General features: G+C 55.3%; 16 protein-coding genes. 10 read left to right on the plus strand and 6 right to left on the minus strand.

The genetic code is table 11. The features are described 5' to 3' along the window. Positions 1 to 10: 10 nt before the first annotated feature. A complete protein-coding gene (locus HZS52_RS15840; protein ID WP_190373145.1) occupies positions 11 to 1,621 on the minus strand; it encodes a ribonuclease J in 1,611 nt (536 codons plus the stop codon). 230 nt (positions 1,622 to 1,851) lie between these two features. On the opposite strand from HZS52_RS15840, the gene purU reads away from it, so the two are divergent. Both purU and HZS52_RS15850 read left to right on the plus strand, forming a co-directional pair. After that, on the plus strand, positions 1,852 to 2,706 hold the full coding sequence (gene purU, locus HZS52_RS15845) for a formyltetrahydrofolate deformylase (RefSeq protein ID WP_009286925.1): 855 nt from the start codon (positions 1,852 to 1,854) through the stop codon (positions 2,704 to 2,706). Between the two features lie 39 nt (positions 2,707 to 2,745). After that, complete coding sequence (locus HZS52_RS15850) at positions 2,746 to 3,417, plus strand: energy-coupling factor ABC transporter permease (protein WP_009286924.1); 672 nt, start codon at positions 2,746 to 2,748, stop codon at positions 3,415 to 3,417. A gap of 8 nt (positions 3,418 to 3,425) precedes the next feature. On the opposite strand, the gene lexA is transcribed toward HZS52_RS15850, so the two are convergent. Further along, on the minus strand, positions 3,426 to 4,106 hold the full coding sequence (gene lexA / locus HZS52_RS15855; RefSeq protein WP_022523251.1) for a transcriptional repressor LexA: 681 nt from the start codon (positions 4,104 to 4,106) through the stop codon (positions 3,426 to 3,428). 267 nt (positions 4,107 to 4,373) lie between these two features. On the opposite strand from lexA, the gene HZS52_RS15860 reads away from it, so the two are divergent. The 4 genes from HZS52_RS15860 (at position 4,374) to HZS52_RS15875 (ending at position 7,346) form a co-directional block, all read left to right on the plus strand. Next, positions 4,374 to 5,066, plus strand: a complete 693-nt coding sequence (locus tag HZS52_RS15860; protein ID WP_022523252.1) for a TetR/AcrR family transcriptional regulator — start codon at positions 4,374 to 4,376, stop codon at positions 5,064 to 5,066. Beyond that, positions 5,044 to 5,580: a L,D-transpeptidase gene (locus HZS52_RS15865; protein ID WP_027957457.1), complete on the plus strand. Its 537-nt coding sequence runs from the start codon at positions 5,044 to 5,046 to the stop codon at positions 5,578 to 5,580. Before HZS52_RS15860 ends, HZS52_RS15865 begins: the two co-directional genes overlap by 23 nt. Before the next feature lie 63 nt (positions 5,581 to 5,643). Next, a complete protein-coding gene (gene nagZ, locus HZS52_RS15870; RefSeq protein WP_022523254.1) occupies positions 5,644 to 6,681 on the plus strand; it encodes a beta-N-acetylhexosaminidase in 1,038 nt (345 codons plus the stop codon). A gap of 86 nt (positions 6,682 to 6,767) precedes the next feature. Continuing rightward, a complete protein-coding gene (locus HZS52_RS15875) occupies positions 6,768 to 7,346 on the plus strand; it encodes a hypoxanthine-guanine phosphoribosyltransferase (protein WP_009286922.1) in 579 nt (192 codons plus the stop codon). Positions 7,347 to 7,386: 40 nt separating this feature from the next. On the opposite strand, the gene ppsR is transcribed toward HZS52_RS15875, so the two are convergent. Next, a complete protein-coding gene (gene ppsR, locus HZS52_RS15880) occupies positions 7,387 to 8,220 on the minus strand; it encodes a posphoenolpyruvate synthetase regulatory kinase/phosphorylase PpsR (RefSeq protein WP_022523255.1) in 834 nt (277 codons plus the stop codon). Positions 8,221 to 8,476: 256 nt separating this feature from the next. On the opposite strand from ppsR, the gene ppsA reads away from it, so the two are divergent. Continuing rightward, a complete protein-coding gene (ppsA, locus tag HZS52_RS15885) occupies positions 8,477 to 10,852 on the plus strand; it encodes a phosphoenolpyruvate synthase (protein WP_190374929.1) in 2,376 nt (791 codons plus the stop codon). 110 nt (positions 10,853 to 10,962) lie between these two features. Beyond that, the gene (ggt, locus tag HZS52_RS15890) at positions 10,963 to 12,753 is read left to right on the plus strand and encodes a gamma-glutamyltransferase (RefSeq protein ID WP_190373146.1); all 1,791 of its coding nucleotides are present in this window, start codon (positions 10,963 to 10,965) and stop codon (positions 12,751 to 12,753) included. 8 nt (positions 12,754 to 12,761) lie between these two features. Here the strand turns inward: ggt and HZS52_RS15895 are convergent, their stop codons facing one another. From HZS52_RS15895 to acnB, 3 genes are all read right to left on the minus strand, one after another. Beyond that, complete coding sequence (locus tag HZS52_RS15895; RefSeq protein ID WP_190373147.1) at positions 12,762 to 14,705, minus strand: glycerophosphodiester phosphodiesterase family protein; 1,944 nt, start codon at positions 14,703 to 14,705, stop codon at positions 12,762 to 12,764. Between the two features lie 42 nt (positions 14,706 to 14,747). Next, complete coding sequence (gene rraA, locus HZS52_RS15900; protein ID WP_022523259.1) at positions 14,748 to 15,242, minus strand: ribonuclease E activity regulator RraA; 495 nt, start codon at positions 15,240 to 15,242, stop codon at positions 14,748 to 14,750. Positions 15,243 to 15,432: 190 nt separating this feature from the next. Beyond that, positions 15,433 to 18,036: a bifunctional aconitate hydratase 2/2-methylisocitrate dehydratase gene (acnB, locus tag HZS52_RS15905; protein WP_190373148.1), complete on the minus strand. Its 2,604-nt coding sequence runs from the start codon at positions 18,034 to 18,036 to the stop codon at positions 15,433 to 15,435. A 548-nt stretch (positions 18,037 to 18,584) separates the two neighbouring features. Here acnB and HZS52_RS15910 point away from each other — a divergent pair. After that, complete coding sequence (locus HZS52_RS15910; RefSeq protein WP_022523261.1) at positions 18,585 to 19,268, plus strand: MiaE family protein; 684 nt, start codon at positions 18,585 to 18,587, stop codon at positions 19,266 to 19,268. Between the two features lie 27 nt (positions 19,269 to 19,295). Then, a complete protein-coding gene (locus HZS52_RS15915) occupies positions 19,296 to 23,195 on the plus strand; it encodes an ATP-binding protein (protein ID WP_190373149.1) in 3,900 nt (1,299 codons plus the stop codon). Positions 23,196 to 23,212 lie beyond the last annotated feature (17 nt).

Raw genomic sequence — 23,212 nt, forward strand, 5'->3', positions numbered from 1 at the left:
TGATGCCGCTCTAACGGTTAGCGGCACTTTCATACGCAGCAGGTTCGGGCATTTCGGCGGCCATAATCTGTAGATGTACATCGGGCAGGTGCTGCATATGCTCCGCCAGCCACTGCACCATGCGAGGCTGTAATGCTTGGCGCAAGTCGGCAAGCGTCTCTGCTGCAATCTCCTCAAGCTGATCATCCAGCCAATCATTAAAGCTATCTTCATCCAGCGGGCTGGCCCCCGAGGCATCCAGCATCAAACGGCCAATACGCGCCCATCCAGTGTCAGTAGCTGTCACCGGCAGCGCTAAGTATAAGCTGCCGCGACGGGCCTTGTTGGCGTCGTGCACCTCAAGGCCAGGGTGGGGCACCACGCTGTTTTGACTGACTATGCAGGGCGGCTGCGGATAGCGCGACTCACAGCGCAGCCCGTGACTGTCAAAGCAAATTAGATCGCCGTTCACCGGCGTCAATGGAGCGCTAATGCCTAGCTGTTTGGCAATAGTCTGATGAGCCTGTTGGTGGCGGGCTTCGCCATGCACCGGTATGAGATGTTTTGGCCTGACCCACTGATACAGCTTGATCAGTTCATCCTGAGCGGGGTGCCCGGTAGCGTGCAGTTCAGGGTGGTTGAACTCGTCGTAGAGGTTGACACCTAAGTGCGCCAAACGCTTTTTAAGCTGTTCAATGGGGCGTTCATTGCCAGGAATGGCTTTAGCCGAAAAAATAACGTTATCGCCCGGCTGAAGATCCACAAAAGGGTGGCGACCCTGGGCGAGGCGCTGTAGCGCAGCTCGGGGCTCACCCTGGCTACCGGTGGCGATAATCACCACTTCATCCGGGGGAAGATAGCCTAAGTCATGATTGGGCACCAAAGGCGGTAAATCATCCATATAGCCGAGCCCCCGGGCAACGCTGACCATGCGCTCCATTGAACGGCCCATCAAGCTAATGCGTCGGCCACACTTCTGAGCGGCGCGCCCTATCGCTAACACCCGGGCAAGGTTACTGGCAAAGCAGGAGACCACCACCCGGCCCTGGCAGTTGCTGAGGGTTTTTGTCAGGGCGCGGGCGACGTCCCCCTCGCTGCCGGAGTGCCCGGGCATGGGGGCGTTAGTGGAATCGCCCACTACCAAGTCAACCGGGGCAAGGGACTTGAAGAGGGCTGCACTGATCGGCGTGCCGATAATCGGTTCAGGATCGAGTTTCCAGTCGCCGGTATGTAAAACGCGATAGCCACCGGCCATCATTATTAGCGCACAGCTTTCGGGAATGGAGTGGGTTAAAAGTAAATAGCGCAGCGTGAATGGACCGCTCTCTAGGGCCTCGCCAGGTTCAATGACATGGATAGCCGCACTGCTAAGCTGATGCTCGGCAAATTTTAGCCGCAACAGGCCTGCCGCCAGCGGGGTGGCGTAAATGGGGCAGTTCCACATCGGCCATAGCCAGGCTGCGGCACCAATGTGGTCTTCGTGACCATGGGTGATAAATAGCGCTTTGGGCATGATCCCTAGTGCTTTCGGCGTATCAAGATTGGGTACCTGCAGTGGCGAGTTGGGAAGATCCTGGCGGATCATCATGCCGCAGTCCACGGCTATCCAGTGATCGTCATAGCCGTATAGCGTTAGATTCATTCCAATCTCACCGCATCCCCCCAGCGGCAACATGCGCAGCGGTGGACGACGACGGGGACGAATTTGAACGCGTGGTGAATGCATCTGTTATGAAAAACCTAAAAAGTAGTGACTTAACTATACGGGAAGGCAGGGGCAGCTAACAATCATCCATGGCCTTCCGATACACTATGCGACCTAAGCCGCTGGTTTGTCATAATTAACTTAGCAATAGGTCAAGAGTAGCTCACATGTCTCATTATTATCGTTTAGTAGTTTCCTGTCCTGACCGGGTGGGTATTGTTGCACGGGTATCGAGCTTTATTGCCCAGCAGGGTGGCTCCATTACCGAAGCTAGCCAGCACTCCGATTTAGAAACCGGCTGCTTTTTTATGCGCTACGAAATTCTGGCGGATTCGGTAGGTATGTCGGCGGAAGCGCTGAGCGCGGCATTTGAACCGATAGCCAGCGAATTCAATATGCAGTGGTCGCTGGTGGATACCCAGCAGCGTAGGCGCGTAGTGCTGATGGTGTCGCGGGAGTCACATTGCTTGGTAGATCTACTTTACCGCTGGCAGGCGGGGGAACTGGATTGCGACATTGTCGGGGTTATCTCCAACCATGATGATATGCGTTCGCTGACGGAGTGGTACGGTATTCCTTATCACCATGTACCGGTCGACCCCGACAATAAGCAAGCATCGTTTGCCAAGGTTCAGGCCGAAATCGACAGTGCCCGCGCCGACTGCGTGGTGCTGGCGCGCTATATGCAAATACTGCCCCCTGAGCTGTGCGCGCGCTATGCGGGGCGAGTGATCAATATTCACCACAGCTTTTTGCCCTCTTTTGCCGGGGCTAAGCCCTACCACCAGGCCTACCAGCGGGGGGTTAAGCTGATTGGCGCTACCTGCCACTATGTGACCGAGGAACTCGACGCAGGCCCCATCATCGAACAGGATATCCATCGCGTTAGCCACTGTCATACGCCTACTGATCTAGTCCGCTTTGGTCGTGATGTGGAGAAAGCCGTGCTCGCTCGAGGTTTGCGTTGGCACTTAGAGGATCGTGTGTTGGTGCATGGCAACAAGACAGTGGTATTTAGCTAAGTACTCTATAATGCCCGCCCATCAACCTGAGAGGCCGCCATGTCATTTGCGCAAAGTGTATTAGCGCCCTGGGCGCTGCTGCTCACCTGGCTACTCTCGTTAGCAGTGATCGCATGGGCGCTTTGGGGGCGGCCCTGGCAGGTGTTGATAGCGGATTCAGCGCTTCAGCACCGCTGGCTGGGTGCTACGCTGGCGGTGATGCTGATGTGGCAGCTTCGTGCCCAGGCTGTTGATTGGCTAACGCTACACCTTGTTTTTACAGTATTGATGACACTCGTTTTTAAAGCGCCATTAGCGCTGATTAGCAACGTGCTGATCAACATTGCCATGGTGGTGATTGGCCGCAATGAGTGGATGTTGCTGGGGGCAAATGTGCTGGTTACCGGGATCGTCCCGGCGGCCGTTATTGGCACGGTATGGCGGCTGGTAGATCGCCGCCTGCCGGATAACTTGATGGTATTTCTGTTTGCCTGCGGCTTTTTTGGCGCGGCGCTGGCAACGCTGGGAGGAGGCTTGGCGGCGGTAGTGCTGATTATCGTCGCGGGTACAGACCCTGAGGCGATCTATCTCGCCCAGGAGTATGCGCGTTTTTTACCACTGCTAATGCCTTCAGAGGCATTTATTACTGGCATGCTGCTGAGCATCCTGCTGGTCTATCACCCAAACTGGGTGGCCACCTTCAATGACCACCGCTATATCGACCTGCAGTAGCGGATTTATTAGCCGAGTGCCTGGCCGTTGCCACCACGAATTACGCCGACTCCAACGCCTTCAATATCGAGCGCTTGAGAGCGCAGGTCGATTTCAATGGGCGCAAAATCAGGGTTCTCTGCAAACAGCGTCACTTGGTGCCCCTGGCGTTTGAAGCGTTTAACCGTTACTTCATCGTCCAGGCGGGCAACCACGATCTGGCCATCGCGAACCCGGTCAGTGCGATGAACCGCCAGTAAATCACCTTCCAAAATGCCAATATCCTTCATGGAAAGGCCGCGTACGCGCAGCAGATAGTCAGCTTTGGGAGTGAAGTACTCGGCCGGTAGCGGGCAGTAGCGATCAATATGTTCGGCGGCCAAAATGGGGCTGCCGGCAGCTACTTCCCCGATCACAGGCAGGCCAGTGGGTGGGGCTTCCACGTTGGTTGTGGGTAAGGCGGTGACTGCGCTATCCAGGACTTCTTGAGGTTCCTGGTTGGGCAGGCGGATGCCGCGAGAGGTGTTGCGGATAATGCGAATAACACCTTTGCGTTCCAGCGCGCGCAGGTGCTCTTCAGCCGCATTGGGTGAGCGGAAGCCAAGTGCTTTGGCAATCTCGGCGCGGGTAGGAGGGTAGCCAAATTCGCCCATGGTCTTAACGATAAAATCAAACACGTGCTGTTGGCGAGCGGTTAGCGGACGCGACATACCAGACTCCATAAATAGTGAATAGACAGTAACAAGTTAAATGTCGACTTAATCAATAAGTGTTTAAGTATACAGTATGTTCCTCTGTCCAGTATATGGCTTGTCAGTGCCTATTGCCGATGTCTATGCAATTTTTCTAATCGTTTGAAACTAAGTTTCTGCTTATTTAATACGTCACATTTTGTCAATAAATCAAGCGTTGAGCCCGCCTACGTTATGGCATAGTATTTTGCTATGTTTTAAACACCTGTTTCCCTGGAGAGCGACATGGCTCAATCTGATACGGTGACCCGTATACTCGACACCGCCGAGGTGCTGTTTGCAGAGCGGGGTTTTGCTGAAACTTCGCTGCGCAACATCACTAGCAAAGCGCGGGTTAACTTAGCCGCTGTTAATTACCATTTTGGTTCCAAAAAAGCCTTGATTCAGGCCGTTTTTGCCCGCTACCTGGATCCGTTTAGTCAGCGCTTTCATACTGCTCTAGATGAGCTCGAGGGCCAACACGCCGGGCGCGTTATCCCGCTGGAAACACTGCTCGAGACCATGGCAACTACCGTTCTCGCGGTGCCCGCCGAGCGCAATAGTTTGAAAGTGTTTATGCGCCTGCTGGGTCTTGCCTACAGTCAAGCACAGGGACATCTAAGACGTTATATCCAGGAAGAGTATGGCGATGTGTTTACACGCTTCACCGAGCTTGTGCGCAAAGCAACGCCGGATCTGCCTGACGCCGAGCGTTTTTGGCGGCTACACTTTGTGCTCGGCACGGTAATCTTTACCCTGTCTGGCCTCGATGCGCTACGCGATATCGCGGAGAAGGATTACCACGAGCAGGTCTCTGTGCGTGATTTGGTCAGGCGATTGCTCCCGGTAGTGGTGGCTGCTATGAATGCGCCGTTACCCATAGCCCTTGACGGTGCCAAGCCAGAAGAAGGAAAACATGCGAACTCCTACGCTAGCTGAGCTACCTCCAACGGAACATATCTGGCTGGAGATCGATACTACCGAACAGTTGCTGCGCTGTTGGCGAGGGCCAAAAGTGCTCCATGAGTGTTCTATTTCATCCGGTGCTGCCGGAAGCGGGGAGCGCAACGGCAGTGGTAAAACCCCTCGCGGGTGGCACTATGTGCGCGCGGCCATTGGCGGTGATATGCCCGAAAATGCGGTGTTTCGAGGTCGCCGCTGGACGGGCGAGACATTTTCGCCCGAACTCGCCGAAGAGCATCCAGAGCGTGACTGGATTCTGACCCGCATACTGTGGCTGTGTGGCTTGGAAAAGGGCGTGAACCGCGGTGGTCAGGTGGACTCGCAACGGCGCTATATTTACCTGCACGGGACGCCGCCTGACGAGCCCATGGGCGTTGCTGCGTCCCACGGCTGTATTCGTTTACGCAATCCTGATCTGCTCTATATCTTTTCGTTAGCGTTGCCGGGTACCCCTGTTTGGTTGCACGGTGGCCGCCAGTCCTTTGATTGATCAGATTTTGACACCGCTAGACGATCGTCTAGAATCATCGCCCCTTTTCATGGACCTATCACGATGACTCAACCGTTAGGCCCGGTCATGCTTGACCTTGAAGGCCCAAAATTGACGGCTGCAGAAAAACGCTTGCTGCTAGAACCGACGGTAGGGGGCGTAATTTTGTTTGCCCGCAACGTTGAAAATGGCTATCAGGTTCGCAAGCTCTGCAGCGATATTCGCCGTGTGCGTGCTGATTTACTGCTTGCCGTGGATCAAGAAGGCGGTCGCGTTCAGCGCATAAAAGAGGGGTTAACACGCCTGCCTGCCATGGCGCGTATCGGCGAGTGTTACCGCGCTGCCCAGGGAGAGGGGCTGGCGTTAGCTAAAGATGCCGGCTGGTTGTTAGGGATGGAGATGGCTGCCTGCGGTCTGGATCTGAGCTTCGCCCCGGTACTTGATGTGGAGAGCGGTCTATCCAGCGTTATTGGTGATCGTAGTTTCAGCAGTGACCCACAGCACGTAGCCCAGCTGGGCAATGCATTTATTCAGGGGCTTCACGATGCCGGTATGGCCGCTGTGGGTAAGCACTTTCCCGGCCACGGTGGTGTCGCGGCGGACTCACACGTTGCATTGCCGATAGACGATCGCCCGCTAGAAGTGATGAAACAGCACGATCTTGTGCCCTTTACCCAGTTAGCTTCACAGTTAGATGGGATTATGCCTGCACACGTTATTTATAGTGCTTTTGATACGCGCCCAGCAGGCTTTTCACCCAACTGGTTGGGCATGCTGCGGGAATCGCTAGGCTTCAAAGGCTGCATTTTTTCAGATGACCTGAGTATGGCCGGCGCCCACGAGGCGGGAGACCCCAAAGCGCGTGCCCAGGCAGCGCTGGCAGCAGGCTGCGATATGCTGCTGGTATGTAATGACCGAGCCTCCGCGCTTGAAGTGATGGAGGCATGCCACGGAATCAATTCTAAGCGCCCCGCTAAGTTGCGCTATAGCCGTGCGCGCCCAGACCTAGATGCGCTGAGTGCATTGGGCCGTTGGCGTCGTACCCACGCTAAGCTGGAAGCGCTAGCGGATAAGCCCCAGTTCAGCGCGGAAGCCGAGTAAGCCCAGTGCGGAAGCAGAGTAAGCCCAGCGCTGAATAAATCTCTTACTTAAATAAATGAAGTTTTAACCCGCCGTGGAGTTGGTAGATGTCAAAGTTGGATAAAGAAGCATTAGAGTCGCTGGACTCGATGCGTGAGCTGATGGATAACGCCGACTGCCTAATTTCTCAGCAAGAGGTAGAGCGGGCGCTGGATCGTATGGCGGAAGAGATTACTCGGGATTTAGGCGATAAACTGCCGGTTTTTTACTGCGTAATGAATGGTGGCTTGATTACCACCGGTCATCTGCTTACCCGCTTGGGCTTTCCGTTGGAAGTAGATTATTTGCATGCCACTCGCTACCGCAACGAGCTGCGCGGCGGTGAGCTTTTTTGGCGCGTTTCCCCTGAAGTGCCCATGGCGGGCCGTCACGTAGTGATTGTTGACGATATCCTGGATGAGGGGGCGACCCTGGCGGCCATTTTGGCTTACTGCGAAGAGGCCCAGGCCGCCAGCGTTACCACCGCGGTGTTGGTCGATAAACAGCACAACCGCAAAGCAGTGCCTGGGTTGAAAGCCGACTACTGCAGCCTGGAAGTTGCCGACCGCTATGTGTTTGGCTTTGGTATGGATTACAAAGGCTACTGGCGCAACGCGCCGGGAATTTTTGCCCCCAAAGGCATGTAATCCACTGGGGGCTTGCGTAGTTTTTGTAGTAGTTTTTACATTAGCGGGGCGAGAAACGCCTCGCTAAGCCGGTTTCAGCAATCATCCGCGTTGAAATCTCCTCCACCGAGAAGCGCGTCGCATCGATGAAGGGAATGTGCATGGTGCGGTAGAGCGACTCGGCCTGTTCCACTTCTTGTAGGCACTGATCCATCGAGCTATAGCGGCTATTGGGGCGTCTCTCGTTGCGAATTGCCGACAAGCGTCGCGCATCGATGGTTAACCCAAACAGCTTTTGCCGATGGGGCACGAGCGCCTTGGGTAGCTTCAGCATGCCATCTTCGTCTAAATCGTCTTCCGTCAGCGGGTAGTTAGCCGCCCGAATGCCAAACTGCAGCGCCAGATAAAGCGAAGTAGGTGTTTTGCCGCAGCGCGAGACGCCAACCAGGATGATATCCGCTTTATCGTATTGGTGGGTGCGTGCACCGTCATCATTATCCAGCGCGAAGTGGACGGAGTGGATACGATCCATGTAGACATCATCGCTGCCTATCGAGTGAGTGCGCCCAACGCTGTAGGAGGAGTGGGTCTCTAGTTCTTGCTCTAAGGGCTCCAGAAAGGTGGAAAAAATATCGACCTTAAAGCCGGACGCCTTACGAATAACGTCGCGTATTTGTTGATCCACAATGGTGTCAATGATAATGGGGCGATGACCATCCCGGTTGGCTGTCGACTCAATAATCGCTGCTAACGCCTGCGCTTTTTCCAACGTATCGATATAGGGCTTGGTCTGCATATCGATCTCAACATCGCTGAACTGGGCCAGCAAGCTACGTCCTAAACTTTCCGCCGTGATGCCGGTACCATCTGAAATAAAAAAAGCCGTACGTTTCATAACTAAGTCCACGGGTGAGTGATACGGCTATTGTGAGCCGAGCTGTTTGTCAGCACAACGTGTCATCATTGGGCGTTTTGGCGGGCTCAAATGTATCTGACTACATAAATAGCCCAAAAAGCCCTGCTGTTGTAAAAATCCTCCACTCTCTTCGCTATTAGACCAATGGCGAATATATTGGCGTGGTGCTAGGGTGTCTCAATCAATTATCCATGATCGTCAAGGTCATGCAGATATCTATGAGCGAGGGGGTTACGTGGAAGAGTACATTCTGTGGTTCGATCAGCTGGGCATGGCGGACGTCGAACGCGTAGGTGGTAAAAACGCCTCGCTGGGTGAAATGATTTCTAACCTGTCCGGTGCTGGCGTGACGGTTCCTGGCGGTTTTGCCACCACCGCCCACGCTTATCGTGAATTTCTCTCCCACGAAGGATTAAACGAGCGCATTAATGCCACCCTGGCCCGTCTGGACGTCGATGACGTTAAAGCGCTGGCTGAGGCGGGCCGCAATATACGCCAATGGATCATCGATACGCCGCTACCTCCTACCTTTGAATCGGCCCTGCGCGATGCCTACGGCCAGCTGCAGCAACAGCACCCGCAACTGAAAGTAGCCGTGCGCAGCTCAGCCACCGCGGAAGATCTACCCGACGCTTCCTTTGCAGGCCAACAGGAAACCTTCCTGAATATCGAAGGCTTCGACAATATCAAGCGTGCAGTGCACGAGGTTTTTGCCTCGCTGTTTAACGATCGTGCGATCTCCTACCGAGTGCACCGTGGCTACGCCCACGAAAATGTTGCCTTGTCGGCGGGCGTTCAGAAAATGGTGCGTTCAGAGACCGGTGCGGCAGGCGTTATGTTTACCCTGGACACCGAATCCGGCTTTAAAGACGCCGTTTTTGTCACTGGCTCCTGGGGCTTGGGCGAAACCGTGGTGCAGGGTGCAGTCAATCCCGACGAGTTCTACGTGCACAAGCCGACCCTGGCGGCGGGCCGCCCGGCGGTGCTGCGCCGTAATTTAGGTTCCAAGCTGATCAAGATGGTTTATGGGCAGGATGCCAGCGCCGGTAAATCGGTTGAGACCGTCGATGTGCCCCATGCCGACCGCGGCCGCTTCTGTATCAACGATCAGCAAGTGATGGATCTGGCCCGACAGGCGATGACTATCGAGCAGCACTACCAGCGGCCCATGGATATTGAGTGGGCGTTGGATGGCGATGATGGTCGGCTTTACATCGTCCAGGCGCGTCCTGAAACGGTGATCTCTCAGCAGGAGGGCGGTAAACTCGAGCGCTTCCAGCTGCGTGAAAAGGGTCGTACGTTAATAACCGGCCGAGCGATTGGTCAACGTATTGGCCGGGGTACCGTCAAAGTCGTGCTCAGCCCTGATGACATGGATAAGATCCATGATGGCGATATCCTGGTCACCGATATGACCGACCCGGATTGGGAGCCGATCATGAAACGTGCTTCCGCGATCGTCACCAATCGCGGTGGGCGTACCTGTCATGCGGCGATTATCGCCCGTGAGTTGGGTATTCCCGCTGTCGTTGGCTGTGGTGATGCGACTACCCAGTTAAAAGAGGGTATCGACGTCACGGTTTCTTGTGCGGAAGGCGACACCGGCAATGTGTATGAAGGGCTGTTGGAGTTTGATTGCAAAGTCTCCAGCGTCGATGCGATGCCGGAAATCCCCTTTAAAATTATGATGAATGTGGGCAACCCTGACCGCGCCTTTGGGTTTGCCAGTCTGCCTCACGCAGGCGTGGGTTTAGCGCGTTTGGAATTTATCATTAACCGCATGATCGGCGTCCACCCTAAAGCGCTGTTGGAGTACGACACGCTGCCGGTTGATTTACAGCAGGTGATCGATTTACGTACTGCAGGTTACACCGACCCGGTCAGCTTCTATGTCGATAAACTGGTTGAAGGTATCTCCACGCTAGCGGCAGCGTTTCATCCCCAGCGCGTCATCGTGCGGCTGTCCGACTTTAAATCCAACGAATACGAAAACCTGATTGGCGGCAAACTCTATGAGCCGGGGGAAGAGAACCCCATGCTCGGTTTCCGGGGGGCATCGCGCTACATTTCAGAGGCGTTCAGGCCCTGCTTTGAACTCGAGTGCCGAGCGCTCAAGCGGGTGCGTGAAGAGATGGGCTTCGAGAATATCGAAATCATGGTGCCCTTTGTGCGTACCACCGACGAAGCACGTGAGGTGGTAGAGCTGTTGGCGGCTAATGGCCTCGAACGTGGCGGCCCCACAGGGCTTAAAGTGATTATGATGTGCGAGCTGCCCGCCAACGCACTGCTGGCCGATGAGTTCCTTGAGTATTTTGATGGTTTCTCCATTGGTTCAAACGACCTGACCCAGCTAACGTTAGGTTTGGATCGTGATTCCGGCATCGTGGCGCATCTGTTTGACGAGCGTAATGGGGCGGTTAAAAAGCTCCTGGCCATGGCCATTCAAGCCTGTAAGGCGAAGGGCAAATATGTTGGTATCTGCGGACAGGGGCCGTCAGACCATCCTGACTTGGCTAAATGGTTGATGGAGCAGGGTATCGATTCTGTATCACTCAACCCCGATGCGGTGCTGGAAACCTGGTTTATGCTGGCAGGGCAAAAAATCGACTAATCGAGCCTACCCTAGTTTTTACTTTACGCCCGGCCATTGTGCCGGGCGTTGATGTTTTAATAGGCTACTCTTTTGGAGTGGTTTTTTAACTTGTCATGGAGAGCGCTGAGATGTCACCAAAATCGGTTAAGTATGCGCTACCTGTTCTGCTGGTAGCGCCATTGTATAGTTGGGGGTTTAGCTATGAGACACCCTCCATTTCCCCTGAAAGCGAATCGGGCTATGAAGAGAAGCCCGGCTGGGAAGCCGAGTCATTTGCGGTGGCAGCAGCTAACCCGCTCGCCACCGATGCCGGTTACCAAGTACTTAAAGCCGGTGGTAACGCCATTGATGCGGCCATTGCGGTGCAGATGGTGTTGAACCTGGTTGAGCCTCAGTCCAGTGGTATTGGTGGTGGTGCTTTTTTGATGTACTTCGATGGTGATGAAGTGCGTGCCTACGATGGTCGTGAAACCGCGCCCCAAGGCGTTAACGGTGAGCTGTTTATGCAGGATGGCGAGCCGCTGGCGTTTAATGAAGCAGTGGTTAGCGGCCTCTCAGTGGGAGTGCCAGGCACGCTGCGTATGCTTGAGAAAGCCCACGCTGAGCACGGTGAGCTGGCCTGGGAAGAGCTGTTTATCCCGGCAATCACCCTGGCCGAGGAGGGCTTTGAGGTTAGCAATCGGTTGCATACCAGCTTGGCTGGTGATGAGTTTCTGCGCCAAGACCTGGTAGCGAGCCAGTTTTATTATGATTCAGACGGTGAGCCTATCGCCGTTGGTGAAACGCTCAAAAACCCAGCGTTGGCAGCCGTTCTTCGCCGCGTCGCTGAGCAAGGCAGCGTCGCCTTGTACGAAGGAGCCGTGGCACAAGACATCGTTGAGCGCGTTCAGAACCACCCTGAGCGTCCAGGCAGTTTGACGCTTGAGGATATGAGTGGCTACCAGGCGCTTAACCGAGAACCGCTGTGTACGCCTTGGCAACAGTGGGAAGTATGTGGTTTCCCGCCACCCTCATCGGGTCATCTGACCGTGATGCAGATTTTAGGCATGCTTGATCAGCAGCCACTGCTTGAAGCCCCGTTAGACAGTGGTGCTGCAAGCAGTGGGTGGCTGCATCAATTCTTGGAAGCCTCACGCCTGGCCTTTGCGGATCGTGGCCGTTACATCGCCGATCCTGACTTTGTCGAGGCGCCGGGAGGCGATTGGTCATTGATGCTAGCCCCGGAATACTTGGAGCAGCGCAGTGCACTTATCGAAGAGATGAGCATGGGCGACAGCGCTGAACCGGGTAACCCTGGGGAGCTTGACGTGAGCTGGGCTAGCCAGCCCGAACAGCCCGAGTACGGTACTAGCCATATCAGTATTGTCGATGAGGAGGGCACCGCGGTGGCTATGACCACCACCATCGAGCAGGCGTTTGGCTCGCGAATTATGTCCGACGGTGGCACGGGGCTAGCGGGTGGTTTCCTGCTCAATAACGAGCTCACCGATTTTTCATTTACCCCTGAAGTGGATGGCGAGCCCGTAGCGAACCGGGTAGAGCCCGGCAAGCGTCCCCGCTCCAGCATGAGCCCGACCCTGGTATTTGATCAAGAAACCGGCGAGCTGGTAGCCAGCTTGGGCTCCCCAGGTGGCGCCGCCATTATTCATTACACCGCCCGTACATTAGTCGCACTGCGCGACTGGGGGTTAAGCGCTCAAGAGGCGCTCAACCTTCCCCATGCTATTACTTTGGGTGGGGATGTCTATGTGGAAGAGGGGCGTTTTCCTGAGGCAACCATAGAATCACTGCGTGAGCGTGGTCATACGGTCAGCGAGCGGGAGCTAACCAGCGGCCTTCAGGCCATTATGCGCCTTGAAGATGGCACTCTGTTTGGTGGTGCTGACCCTCGGCGCGAAGGGGTGGTAATGGGCGATTAGTCCAACCTCTATTGGCGAAGCCAGTTGCGCAGCTTCACTAGCATTAGTGCACCGTCGCTTAATTCGCGGCGGACTTGAATAAGTTCGTTTAAACGATCTGGGTAGTCGGTGATAATCGCATCGACCCCCAGATCAATCAGCGTTGACATACGAGCTCGGTCATTGACGGTCCAGGCGTGTATTTCGTAACCATATAGTCGCGCTAAGCGAACTTCCCCTTCCGTGATGCGGTTATGGCGTAGCCCAAGGGCATCAAAGTCACGCCGGTTTAGCGTGCCGGGCAGTATAAGCTGGGCCAGTAAGGTAACGCGCAATTCAGGTGCTTGGGCTTTGATATGTTTAAGTAATGATGGGGACATGGTAGCCATGCGCATATCCATTAGCGCATTGGGAAAACCGCACGCTGTATAGCCGTCAAAAGCGCTTTGTTGGGTTGCCCAGCAGCGATAGCGCACGTCACTCTCTGCATTCAAAGTCTCGATAACGGCATCGGCTAGCGCCTGTTCTTGCCCCGGCAGAGGCTTGATGTCGATCATTAGTCCGGCTTTTCCGCGCACTCTTTGCAGCGCTTCATCCAAGCCTGGAATGTTCTCACCTTGATAAGCATCACCAAACCAGCTTCCTACATCGAATTGGCTGAGTTCTTCTCTGGTTAGCTCGCCAAACTCACGAGGATCGCCGGTTAGCCGCGCCATGCTGCGATCGTGGTAAAGCATAACCTGTTGGTCACGGCTCAAGCGTACGTCTATTTCGATATAGTCGGCGCCATCAAGTAGTGACTGCTCCAGCGCGGCAAGGGTATTTTCGGGGGCCACCATGGAGCTTCCACGGTGGGCAATCACCGCGACGTTGTCATGTATCTCAAAGCTATTGAGTATCCACCATGCTTGAAGGCCGGCAAAAATGAGTACGCTAAGCTCTACCGCCCAGGCCAGTTTGCCTGCATTAAAATCCTCAGGTGGCGGTGCGGGTCGAGCTTCTCTGTGGGCCAGCTGCATATAGAGGCAGGCGGAAAGCAGCGCATTGGTGGCAATACCGATGAAGGTAATGGCCAGGGTGATCAGCACATAGCCGAGTAAGTAGGCCAGCATGGCTGGGATGAGCACGGCATTATGCTCAGGCAGCCACCACAGAAGTGGCGTGAATAGGCGGTCAAAGAGCAGTGTCACCAGTAGCGGCAGGCTAACGATCACGACCAATAGCAGAAGTACCGCAGCGCCAATGGAGCGGCGCCAGCCGCGGGTTAAGCTAACGCTTCGTTTAAGTGCCTGCCAGGGGTTACAGCTTTCCAACGCAACGAGGGGGAGCGCCAATAGCCAGCGCAGGTAGAGCCATGACGCTACCCATACCCAGGCAATAATCAGTGGCAGCGCGCACGCCATGAAATACCACAGTGCAGGGGGACGCACGCGCTGAAGATAGTAGGGGTCTATACCACTCAGCCAGAAATCGTAAAGCCACGCGAGCCCAGCCATAAAGGGCACGAGCAGTAGTAAGTGGGTGCCTACCTGGAGTATGACAAGACCCGCGAGGGCAGGTAGCCGACGGGTGCTTAGCCAGAGTGCTTCAAGGGCCAGCCGATAGTGATTGTCACGGGGCCTGACGGCGACCTGCAGCATGCCTGCCTGCTGCCAGTAAATAATCAAAAAAGCGAACCCAAGCCCTACCAGCATGCCTACCAAACCCAGCGGGCTAAACAGTAGTGCGATCAATTCATCGTTGGTGACCACTGTACGGTTGAGTTGGGCAAGCAGCCAGCGTGTCATCCAGGTGATCGCTGGCAGCAGCAAGGCTGAGGCAAGCAGGGTAAAAAACAGGTGGTAGGCGATCAGTGGGCGAAGATGATCGCGCAGCGTGCGTAGTAAGGCAGAGCCAAGGTAGGTCAAAGGCTGCATCGTTATTAAACGGTAAGAATGAGCCACCAGGGTGGCAGTAACCGCCACACCTGGCAAGAGGCTCTTTTAAGACAAATTTAATGACTACGGAGGTCTTTGTTAGGAAAGTGGCAGCTCTTGCTCGGCAACAATAATGCCGTTGTTATCTGCATACAGCCACTGTCCAGGCTGAAGAGTAACACCAGCAAAGGTGACGTCAATATCGCGTTGTCCTTCGCCGCGTTTTTCGCTTTTGCGCGGATGGCTGCCTAGCGCCTGAACGCCAATCGGCAGGGCGGCGAGTATATCCACATCGCGCACGCAGCCGTACATAACGATCCCTGCCCAGCCGTTGGCGACGGCCTGCTCGGCGAGCATATCCCCCAGCATGGCGCAGCGGTGCGAACCACCCGCATCCACCACCAGCACCGCGCCGTTACCCGGCTCGGCAACGGCCTGTTTCACCATGGAGTTATCTTCAAAGCATTTGATTGTACGAATAGGGCCATAGAAAGCTTCAAGCCCGCCAAAATTGGCAAATAACGGGTCAAGCACCGCAACTTCTGGATGCGCATCGCAGAGATCGGGCGTCACTATATCAATCGACTTCGTCATCACAAGCTCCTAAGGGTAAACACTGTTGGATTACCGGACAGTTTAGAAAGGTAGAGCATAAAAAACGCCCCGCCCTGTAAAACAGTGGCGGGGCGTTCGGTCATCGACTCAGAAAATGCAACGTGTCACATCTTCTGCGATGGTGCGAGCATCGGCGATGGGGCGGTCTATCTTAAGTGCTTAACAAGCGTTAGGCTTCTTGAGCGACCGGAATCACGTTTGAGGCTATCTTTTGATACTCCTCAATCTCGTGAAAGTTCATATAACGATAAATCTCGCCCGCCATAGCGTCAAACTCACCCATATAGCGTTGATACTCTTCAACGCTGGGTAGGCGTCCTTCTACTGCGGCAACGGCCGCCAGTTCCGCAGAGGCGAGGTACACATTGGCACCGTCACCCAAACGGTTCGGGAAGTTACGTGTAGACGTAGACACCACGGTGCTCTTAGCGGCAACGCGGGCCTGGTTACCCATACACAATGAACAACCCGGCATCTCCATACGGGCACCGGCACGGCCATAAATACCGTAGTAGCCCTCTTCGGTCAGCTGATGCTGATCCATTTTCGTCGGTGGTGCCAGCCACAGCCGGGTTTTTAAGCTACCGGCAGGCTGCTTCTCAAGCAGTTTGCCAGCAGCCCGGAAGTGGCCGATGTTGGTCATGCATGAACCGATAAAGACTTCGTCGATTGTCTGGCCAGCGACTTCAGACAGCAGGCGCGCATCGTCCGGGTCATTCGGTGCACAAAGAACCGGCTCTTTAATTTCAGCCAGATCAATTTCGATAACTTCGGTGTACTCGGCATCCTGGTCGGCACGCATCAAGCTGGGGTTGGCCAGCCACGCTTCCATGCCTTCAATACGACGGCTAATGGTGCGTTCATCGCCATAACCGTTGCCCATCATCCACTTCAACAGGGTGATGTTGGACTTCAAGTACTCGGCAACGCTCTCTTCAGACAGCGTAATGGTACAGCCAGCGGCGGAGCGCTCGGCGGATGCATCAGAAAGCTCGAAGGCTTGCTCAACGGTTAAATCTTCAAGTCCTTCGATTTCCAACACACGCCCGGAGAAGGCATTTTTCTTGTTGGATTTATCAACGGTCAGCAAGCCTTGCTTGATGGCGTAGAGCGGAATAGCGTGAACCAAATCGCGTAGCGTAACACCAGGCTGGCGCTTGCCCTTGAAGCGAACCAGTACCGACTCCGGCATATCCAGCGGCATAACGCCGGTGGCCGCGGCAAACGCTACCAGGCCTGAACCCGCCGGGAATGAGATGCCGAGCGGGAAACGGGTGTGCGAGTCACCGCCGGTGCCCACCGTATCAGGCAGCAGCATGCGGTTGAGCCAGCTGTGGATGATACCGTCACCGGGGCGCAGCGAAACGCCGCCACGGTTCATGATGAAGTCGGGCAGGGTGTGGTGAGTATCCACATCTACGGGCTTCGGATAAGCCGCGGTGTGGCAGAACGACTGCATGACTAGGTCGGCTTGGAAGCCCAGGCAGGCAAGGTCTTTCAGCTCATCACGGGTCATCGGGCCGGTGGTGTCTTGCGAGCCAACGGTAGTCATCTTGGGCTCGCAGTACATGCCGGGACGAACGCCCTCTAAACCGCACGCTTTACCGACCATTTTCTGCGCTAAGGTGAAGCCTTTGCTGGTATCTTTAGGCTGGTCAGGTAGGCGGAAAACGTCAGAGGTGGGCAGGCCCAGTGACTCACGCGCCTTGCCAGTCAAACCACGGCCAATGATCAGGGGAATACGGCCGCCAGCGCGTACTTCATCCAGAATCAGCTGCGTTTTAAGCTCGAAGGTGGTGATTACCTCGTCGCTATCGTGCTTGCACACTTTACCTGCGTAGGGGTAAACATCGATGACATCGCCCATATTCAGATTGGTGACGTCCATCTCAATCGGCAAGGCGCCCGAATCTTCCATGGTGTTAAAGAAAATAGGCGCAATTTTACTACCAAAGCAGAAACCGCCAGCGCGCTTGTTAGGAGCGTAGGGGATATCGTCGCCGAAGAACCACAGTACCGAGTTAGTGGCTGACTTACGCGATGAGCCGGTGCCGACCACGTCGCCTACATAAACGACGGGAAAGCCTTTGGCTTTAACGTCTTCGATCTGCTTGAGCGGGCCAGTGGTACCTGGAACCACTGGCTCAATGCCGTCGCGCTCGTTTTTGAGCATGGCGTTGGCATGGAGCGGAATATCCGGACGTGACCAGGCATCCGGCGCGGGAGACAGGTCGTCGGTATTGGTTTCGCCCGGGACTTTAAACACGCTCAAGGTGATTTTTTCAGCCAGTGCCGGCTTAGACAGGAACCACTCGGCGTCTGCCCAGGACTGAATAACCTCTTTAGCGACGCTGTTGCCGTTCTTGGCGCGGCTTTCCACATCATGGAAGGCGTCGAACATCAGCAGTGTGTGCTTGAGCTGCTCGCCTGCTTCTCGGGCAAGCTCCTCGTTATCGAGTAGCTCTACCATTGAAACGATGTTGTAGCCACCCTGCATGGTACCCAGTAGCTTGACGGCGTGAATCTTGTCGATCAGCGGAGAGCTCGCTTCACCTTTCGCAATGGCGGTAAGAAAGCCTGCTTTTACATAAGCTGCCTCGTCAACGCCCGGCGGAACGCGGTTGGTGATTAAGTCGAGGATAAACTCCTCTTCACCGGCCGGTGGCGTCTTCAGCAGCTCAACCAGTAAGGCTACTTGTTCGGCGTTTAGGGGTTTGGGCGGGACGCCCTCAGCTGCACGTTCCTCGACATGTTGGCGGTAAGCTTCAAGCACGTTGGGGCCCTCTCATTCACGTTTCATTTACTTTATGGTGATGGCCTGCACGGTGCACGGTGGTGGCCGCGCAGTGGGTGTAGAGTGGAGCCGATCACATATGACATACGCTTGACAAACAGCGTGTGGTTGGATGGCTGCGATTCTACGGCAAACTGTCGACAATGTTAAGCTGGCAAGCAAAGACGACTCTTGTACTTTATGTTGATACCTTGATTTAAACGGATCAAAAAAACGCTTTTTATTAGCCTATTGGCGTAAAAACAGGAAAGTTTTTTCCCCATTTACGGGCTAACCACAGGTTGTGCAGGTGTGATTGTCGTTACAGCGCGTTACCATAGTCCTCACTTTATGACCTTAGCGCTATCTAACTGCTGTGGTACTTACGTAAGCGAGCTGATTAAAAGTGTGTGGAGCATTTTTAAGCGCGCAACTACATTAGTAATAAGCGATTCAGGGTATGAAGAACGCAATTCAACAGGGAACTGTAAGCGCCTTGCGCGCTTATATGTTGTACAATAGTGAGATATAAGCTCGGTAATGGTGTTATGTTGATACAACCCGGTACACTTCCGCCCTCTAAACAAAAGAATGCCTTACAAACGGCTGATCATGCGGTGAAAGCGGATGATCTGCTGCCGGAAAGTTTGCACCAGTTTTTGGCCTGTGCAACACCTGAGGCGTGGCTGCAATGGGCGTTAGAGAATCCTGAAACGCTGCTGGTCGACCACGCTCAGTGTGAAAAAAAAGCCGCTTCCACCGCCATGAGTTTGCTCTATCGCTACGTCGATCAGCCACTTCTGCTAAGCAAAATGTCGCAATTGGCGCGCGAAGAGTTGCTCCATTTCGAGCAAGTGGTTGCGCTCATGGAGGCGCGTGGGGTGACCTACCAACACTTGACCGCTTCACGCTACGCGGAAGGCCTTAGGCGACACCTGCGCAGCAATGATCCCGAACGGTTAATCGATGTGCTCATCATTGGCGCCCTTATCGAAGCGCGTAGTTGCGAACGATTCGCTTGCTTGATTCCGTATTTAGATGAAGAGCTCGCCAAGTTTTATCGCACCCTGGTGAAGTCAGAAGGCCGTCACTTTGAGGACTACCTATTACTGGCTCGCCAGCAGACATCGGGCTCTATTGATGAGCGGATCGCTTTTTTTGTAGCGCGTGAAGCGGAGCTGATTACTACGCCCGATACGGCTTTTCGTTTCCATAGCGGTGTGCCAGCTTAACCCGCTTAGCCCGGCAGGATGTTTATCATGCGCGATGCTCGTGAGACAGACCAGTTAACTCTCTTTGGTCACTTTTCGCTTACCCAGGGCGAAGACGTATTAACCCACTTTAGCTATGACAAAGTGAAGGCGCTGCTCGTTTATCTGCTGCTGCATCGTCAGCCGGTTAACCGCGCCGCGCTGGCGGAACTGCTGTGGCCTGACCAAGGGTTATCCTCAGGCAGAACTAACCTGCGTCACGCGCTGCACTGCTTACGCCAGTCGTTGGGGGAGAGCGCCGACCAAGTATTAAGCGTCTCACGGCAAACGATTGCCTTCCAGCTTCCGGCCAATTGGAAAGTCGACCTGCATACACTGCAACAACTGCTTGAAGGGCCGCGCGACTTGGATACCCTGGAAGCACTGATGACCTGTTACCAAGGTGACCTGATTGAAGAACTTCAATTGGCCACCTGTAGTGAGTTTCAGCGCTGGTTAGTCCAGGTGCGGAATGAGTGGCGCCAGCGCGTCATTCGTTTTGCTGAACAAGTACTCGAAGCACATACCGATGTGCCTGACCTGATCCTGGAAACACTGGTCAGTCGCTTTTCCGGCTATGGCCCGTTTCATGAGCGCTTGGTTCGCCAACTGGCTGAACAGAATCAAATGGCCGCCGCGCACGAGCAGTATAATAGCTACTTGCAGCTACTGGCGTTGTCAGGCCAGCAGCCTGAACCTAGCTTCTTACAGTTGGCAAGCTACTGGTCTGACGGCCACCATGACCCCCGGATGATGAGTCCCCAGGGCGCGTTTTCCCGCGCGCTGGCGGCAGACAGTAAACCGCTGCGTGAAGATGAGATTGAGCTGCGCCAACTTTCCGTGATGGCTATCCGGCTGCGCCTGAAAGGGGAGTGGCAAGACCGAGCCGCGACCCGACATTGCCTCACTCTGCAGTTAGAGCTGTTGCGATGGCTAGAGCAGCAGTGCCATCACTTGGGCGGCTTCTGGCTGCCTGGCGCCACTGGTGGCTTGGGGCTGGCGTGTTTCGGTACCCATGGGCCTGCTCACCAACTGGCTGAGTTAGTGGCGCTCTATGAGCACTGCCGTCAGGCGCTTCCCCAGGAGAGTGCTCGCCACTGGTCTGGCGAAGGCGAAGTGCCGCAATTTGAGTTAGCTGCTGGTTTGCACAGTGGGCAAGTCGTCTACTTGCCCGAGCGGCAATTGGCGGACCCGCTGGGGCAAGTCACCCAAACCTCGCTGGAGCTAATGAGCGCAGCTGAAGGCAGTGAGCTAGTGATCTCACAAGAAGCCAGTCAGCACATGCCGCCCGCGCTTGATCTACAGCCACGCTTGGTATCGCGTTTGGTGGCTAGCGATGGTCGCGTTCGACTGCGCGCTTTAGTGCTGGGCCTAAACGAAGGCGGTCGCGATGCACTGCCGCCTAGCCTGGTCGGGCGTGAAACCTCGCTGCGTACGCTGCGCGACGCGTTGGCGCGGGCAGGTATAGGTTTGCGTCAAAGCGTGTTAGTTCGCGGGGCATCTGGCATGGGCAAATCGGCGCTGATGGTCGGTTTCCGCCAGTTAGAACTTAGTCGCGATGCGGCAATTTGCTGGCAGCCCACCACGAGGCTGTCGGTGCTAGATCCCTACGGCGTTGCCCGGACTCTGGTGGGCTGGTATCTCAAGCAACCGCTGACTATCGAGGCGATTCACGAGCTACAGGCAACGCTTGAGTTTGACCAGCTCACGCCCGAGCGTCAGCACCTGTTGGAAGAGGCGCTTGGGGTGCACGAAGTTCAGGAGATCACCCAGCTTGCCCAAAGCGGTGAAGCCGTTGAATTGGTGGTGATGTTGCTGCACCGCTTAATCGAGCGCCAGGCGACCACTCATACCCTGGTGCTGATGGTCGATGATTTACAGTGGCTTGATGAGCCGTCGTTTAAAGTGCTCGCGGGGCTTCAGGCACGTTTACCTATCAATACCGCCTTCATGTTGGTGGCTAGCCACCACGGCCGAGAACTGCTGCCGGTGAAGCTGCATTGGGATCAACAGATTAGTTTGGGGAATCTGGATCCGCAGCAGTCTTCACGGCTATTGTCACAGCTGTCACGGCGCTACCGCATTCATTTGAGCCCACGGTTACGTAACCAGATTATTGAGCGCTGCGATGGCGTGCCGCTCTATATGCAGGAAATTTGTCGGCGTCTGGATATGGATCGTCGCGAAGGGCGTAGTGTCCAGTTCGATGAACTGCCCAAAGGATTGTTAGGGCTGCTGGCAAGCCGTATTGATCAGCTTGAGGGTGACCGCGAAATTGCCCACGTAGCGGCAGTGCTGGGTAAGCGTTTCCGGTTGGATTTCCTACTGGAGTGTAGCGGCTGGGAAAAAGGGCGACTTAACCAGGCGCTCGAACATATGCGGGCGCTGGAGATTGTCGAGCCGGTCGATAAAGAGAGCGGCGAGCACGAATATCAGTTTAGCCACCAGTTGCTGCAAGAAGCTGCCTACCTTTCTTGCCCGCGGGATGTGCGGGTCAAGCTGCACCAACAGGTAGTGACCCTAATAGAGGAGCGCTTCCCTGTCTGGATTAGTCGCCACCCCGGCGATTTTGCCACTCACCTGCGCCGGAGCGGTCATTATGCCCGTGGTGCACGCTATTTCGAATTGGCCGCCCGTGAAGCGCTCAAGGTGAGTGCCAACCGAACCGCGCTACGCATGGCCGATTTCGGTTTGGCGAGCTTGCGCCACGTCGAGCATGAGATTGAGCGTGAAGTAAGTCTGCTCACCGTGCGCGGTCAGGCGGCGTTCTCGCTTGAGGGTCACGGCTCGCCTACCGCTCACGAAAGCTTTGTGCGTGCGAGGGAACTGCTGCGCGAATCGGGTACCGATAGATTGGAGGATCCAGAAGATCTTGAGCAGATATTCCTAGTCAAATGGGGGCTTTGGGTGGGGCGTAGTCAGCGCTATGCTCATGCCGATGCCTTTGCACTGGCGTCGACGCTCGCTGATCTCGCTTCACGCCTTGAAGACCCTCGCTATCGTCGTTTGGCCGACTATGCCCGCGCTAACTGCGAGTACTGGGCGGGTCGCATTCAGCAGGCTCACGACCATTTAGATGAAATCGATCCGCTCAATGCGCAAATGATGATCGAGTGGCTACCGTTCTCCGATCATCCGCAAGTTTCGGCCGCCTGCTTTCAGGGCTGGGCGCTCTGCCTGCGTGGTGATTATCAGCGTGCCGAGCGGCAAGTGTCGGCGGCTATTCGGCTGGCGGAGAAGATTGCCCACCCCGGTACCTTGGCGCTGGCGCTGCTATTTGCCGCTGCGCTCTATCGTCAGCTGGGCCACGTCCATTTGGCCGCGCGGCATGCGGAGCGGGCGGCGGCAATGACCGGAACGCCCGATTTACAGCTGTGGCAAATCTCCAGCCAGTGTATTCTTGGTTGGCAACGAGCTCTGGCAGGTGATACTACCGGGTTGACTCAGTTACGCGATAGCCTGGATCAGATGGTGGAGCTGAACGGCCGTGACCGCTACCAGCGGCCGGTGCTGTGGTACTCGGATGCCTGCATTGAACTAGGCGAGTTAAATGCCGCAGAGGAGTACCTCGATCAGTGCTTGGTGATTGCCCGTGAGCGTACCACGCTATTTTTGCCCGAATTAGCCACCCAACTGGCTAAAGTGCGTGATCTGCTTGGACACCCCGTCAATGAAGTCAAGGCATTGGCTGAGATGGCGATAAACCAGTCCCGCGAGCACGGCAATCGCCACCAGGAGCTAGCGGCCCTTGAACTATGGCTGACGCGTATTGAGCCCAACGACCAGCAGGCGAAAGAGAGTTTTAGGCAGCTATTGAGCGAAGTTAGCCACAGCGATGCGCCGGTGCTAACCCGTTGGATCAGCTTGTTGGATCGCCGTTTGCCTCGGCCGGTAGGCGCTGAAGGTTGATAAGCTAAAGCAGGGTG

The sequence above is a fragment of the Vreelandella titanicae genome, from assembly GCF_014697095.1.
Lineage (GTDB): Bacteria > Pseudomonadota > Gammaproteobacteria > Pseudomonadales > Halomonadaceae > Vreelandella > Vreelandella titanicae.

Bases quoted from the DNA above. Each gene is read 5' to 3' on its own strand.
- HZS52_RS15840 (WP_190373145.1), bottom strand. From the start codon at position 1,621: ATGAATCTAACGCTATACGGCTATGACGATCACTGGATAGCCGTGGAC.
- purU (WP_009286925.1), top strand. From the start codon at position 1,852: ATGTCTCATTATTATCGTTTAGTAGTTTCCTGTCCTGACCGGGTGGGT.
- HZS52_RS15850 (WP_009286924.1), top strand. From the start codon at position 2,746: ATGTCATTTGCGCAAAGTGTATTAGCGCCCTGGGCGCTGCTGCTCACC.
- lexA (WP_022523251.1), bottom strand. From the start codon at position 4,106: ATGTCGCGTCCGCTAACCGCTCGCCAACAGCACGTGTTTGATTTTATC.
- HZS52_RS15860 (WP_022523252.1), top strand. From the start codon at position 4,374: ATGGCTCAATCTGATACGGTGACCCGTATACTCGACACCGCCGAGGTG.
- HZS52_RS15865 (WP_027957457.1), top strand. From the start codon at position 5,044: ATGCGAACTCCTACGCTAGCTGAGCTACCTCCAACGGAACATATCTGG.
- nagZ (WP_022523254.1), top strand. From the start codon at position 5,644: ATGACTCAACCGTTAGGCCCGGTCATGCTTGACCTTGAAGGCCCAAAA.
- HZS52_RS15875 (WP_009286922.1), top strand. From the start codon at position 6,768: ATGTCAAAGTTGGATAAAGAAGCATTAGAGTCGCTGGACTCGATGCGT.
- ppsR (WP_022523255.1), bottom strand. From the start codon at position 8,220: ATGAAACGTACGGCTTTTTTTATTTCAGATGGTACCGGCATCACGGCG.
- ggt (WP_190373146.1), top strand. From the start codon at position 10,963: ATGTCACCAAAATCGGTTAAGTATGCGCTACCTGTTCTGCTGGTAGCG.
- rraA (WP_022523259.1), bottom strand. From the start codon at position 15,242: ATGACGAAGTCGATTGATATAGTGACGCCCGATCTCTGCGATGCGCAT.
- HZS52_RS15910 (WP_022523261.1), top strand. From the start codon at position 18,585: ATGTTGATACAACCCGGTACACTTCCGCCCTCTAAACAAAAGAATGCC.
- HZS52_RS15915 (WP_190373149.1), top strand. From the start codon at position 19,296: ATGCGCGATGCTCGTGAGACAGACCAGTTAACTCTCTTTGGTCACTTT.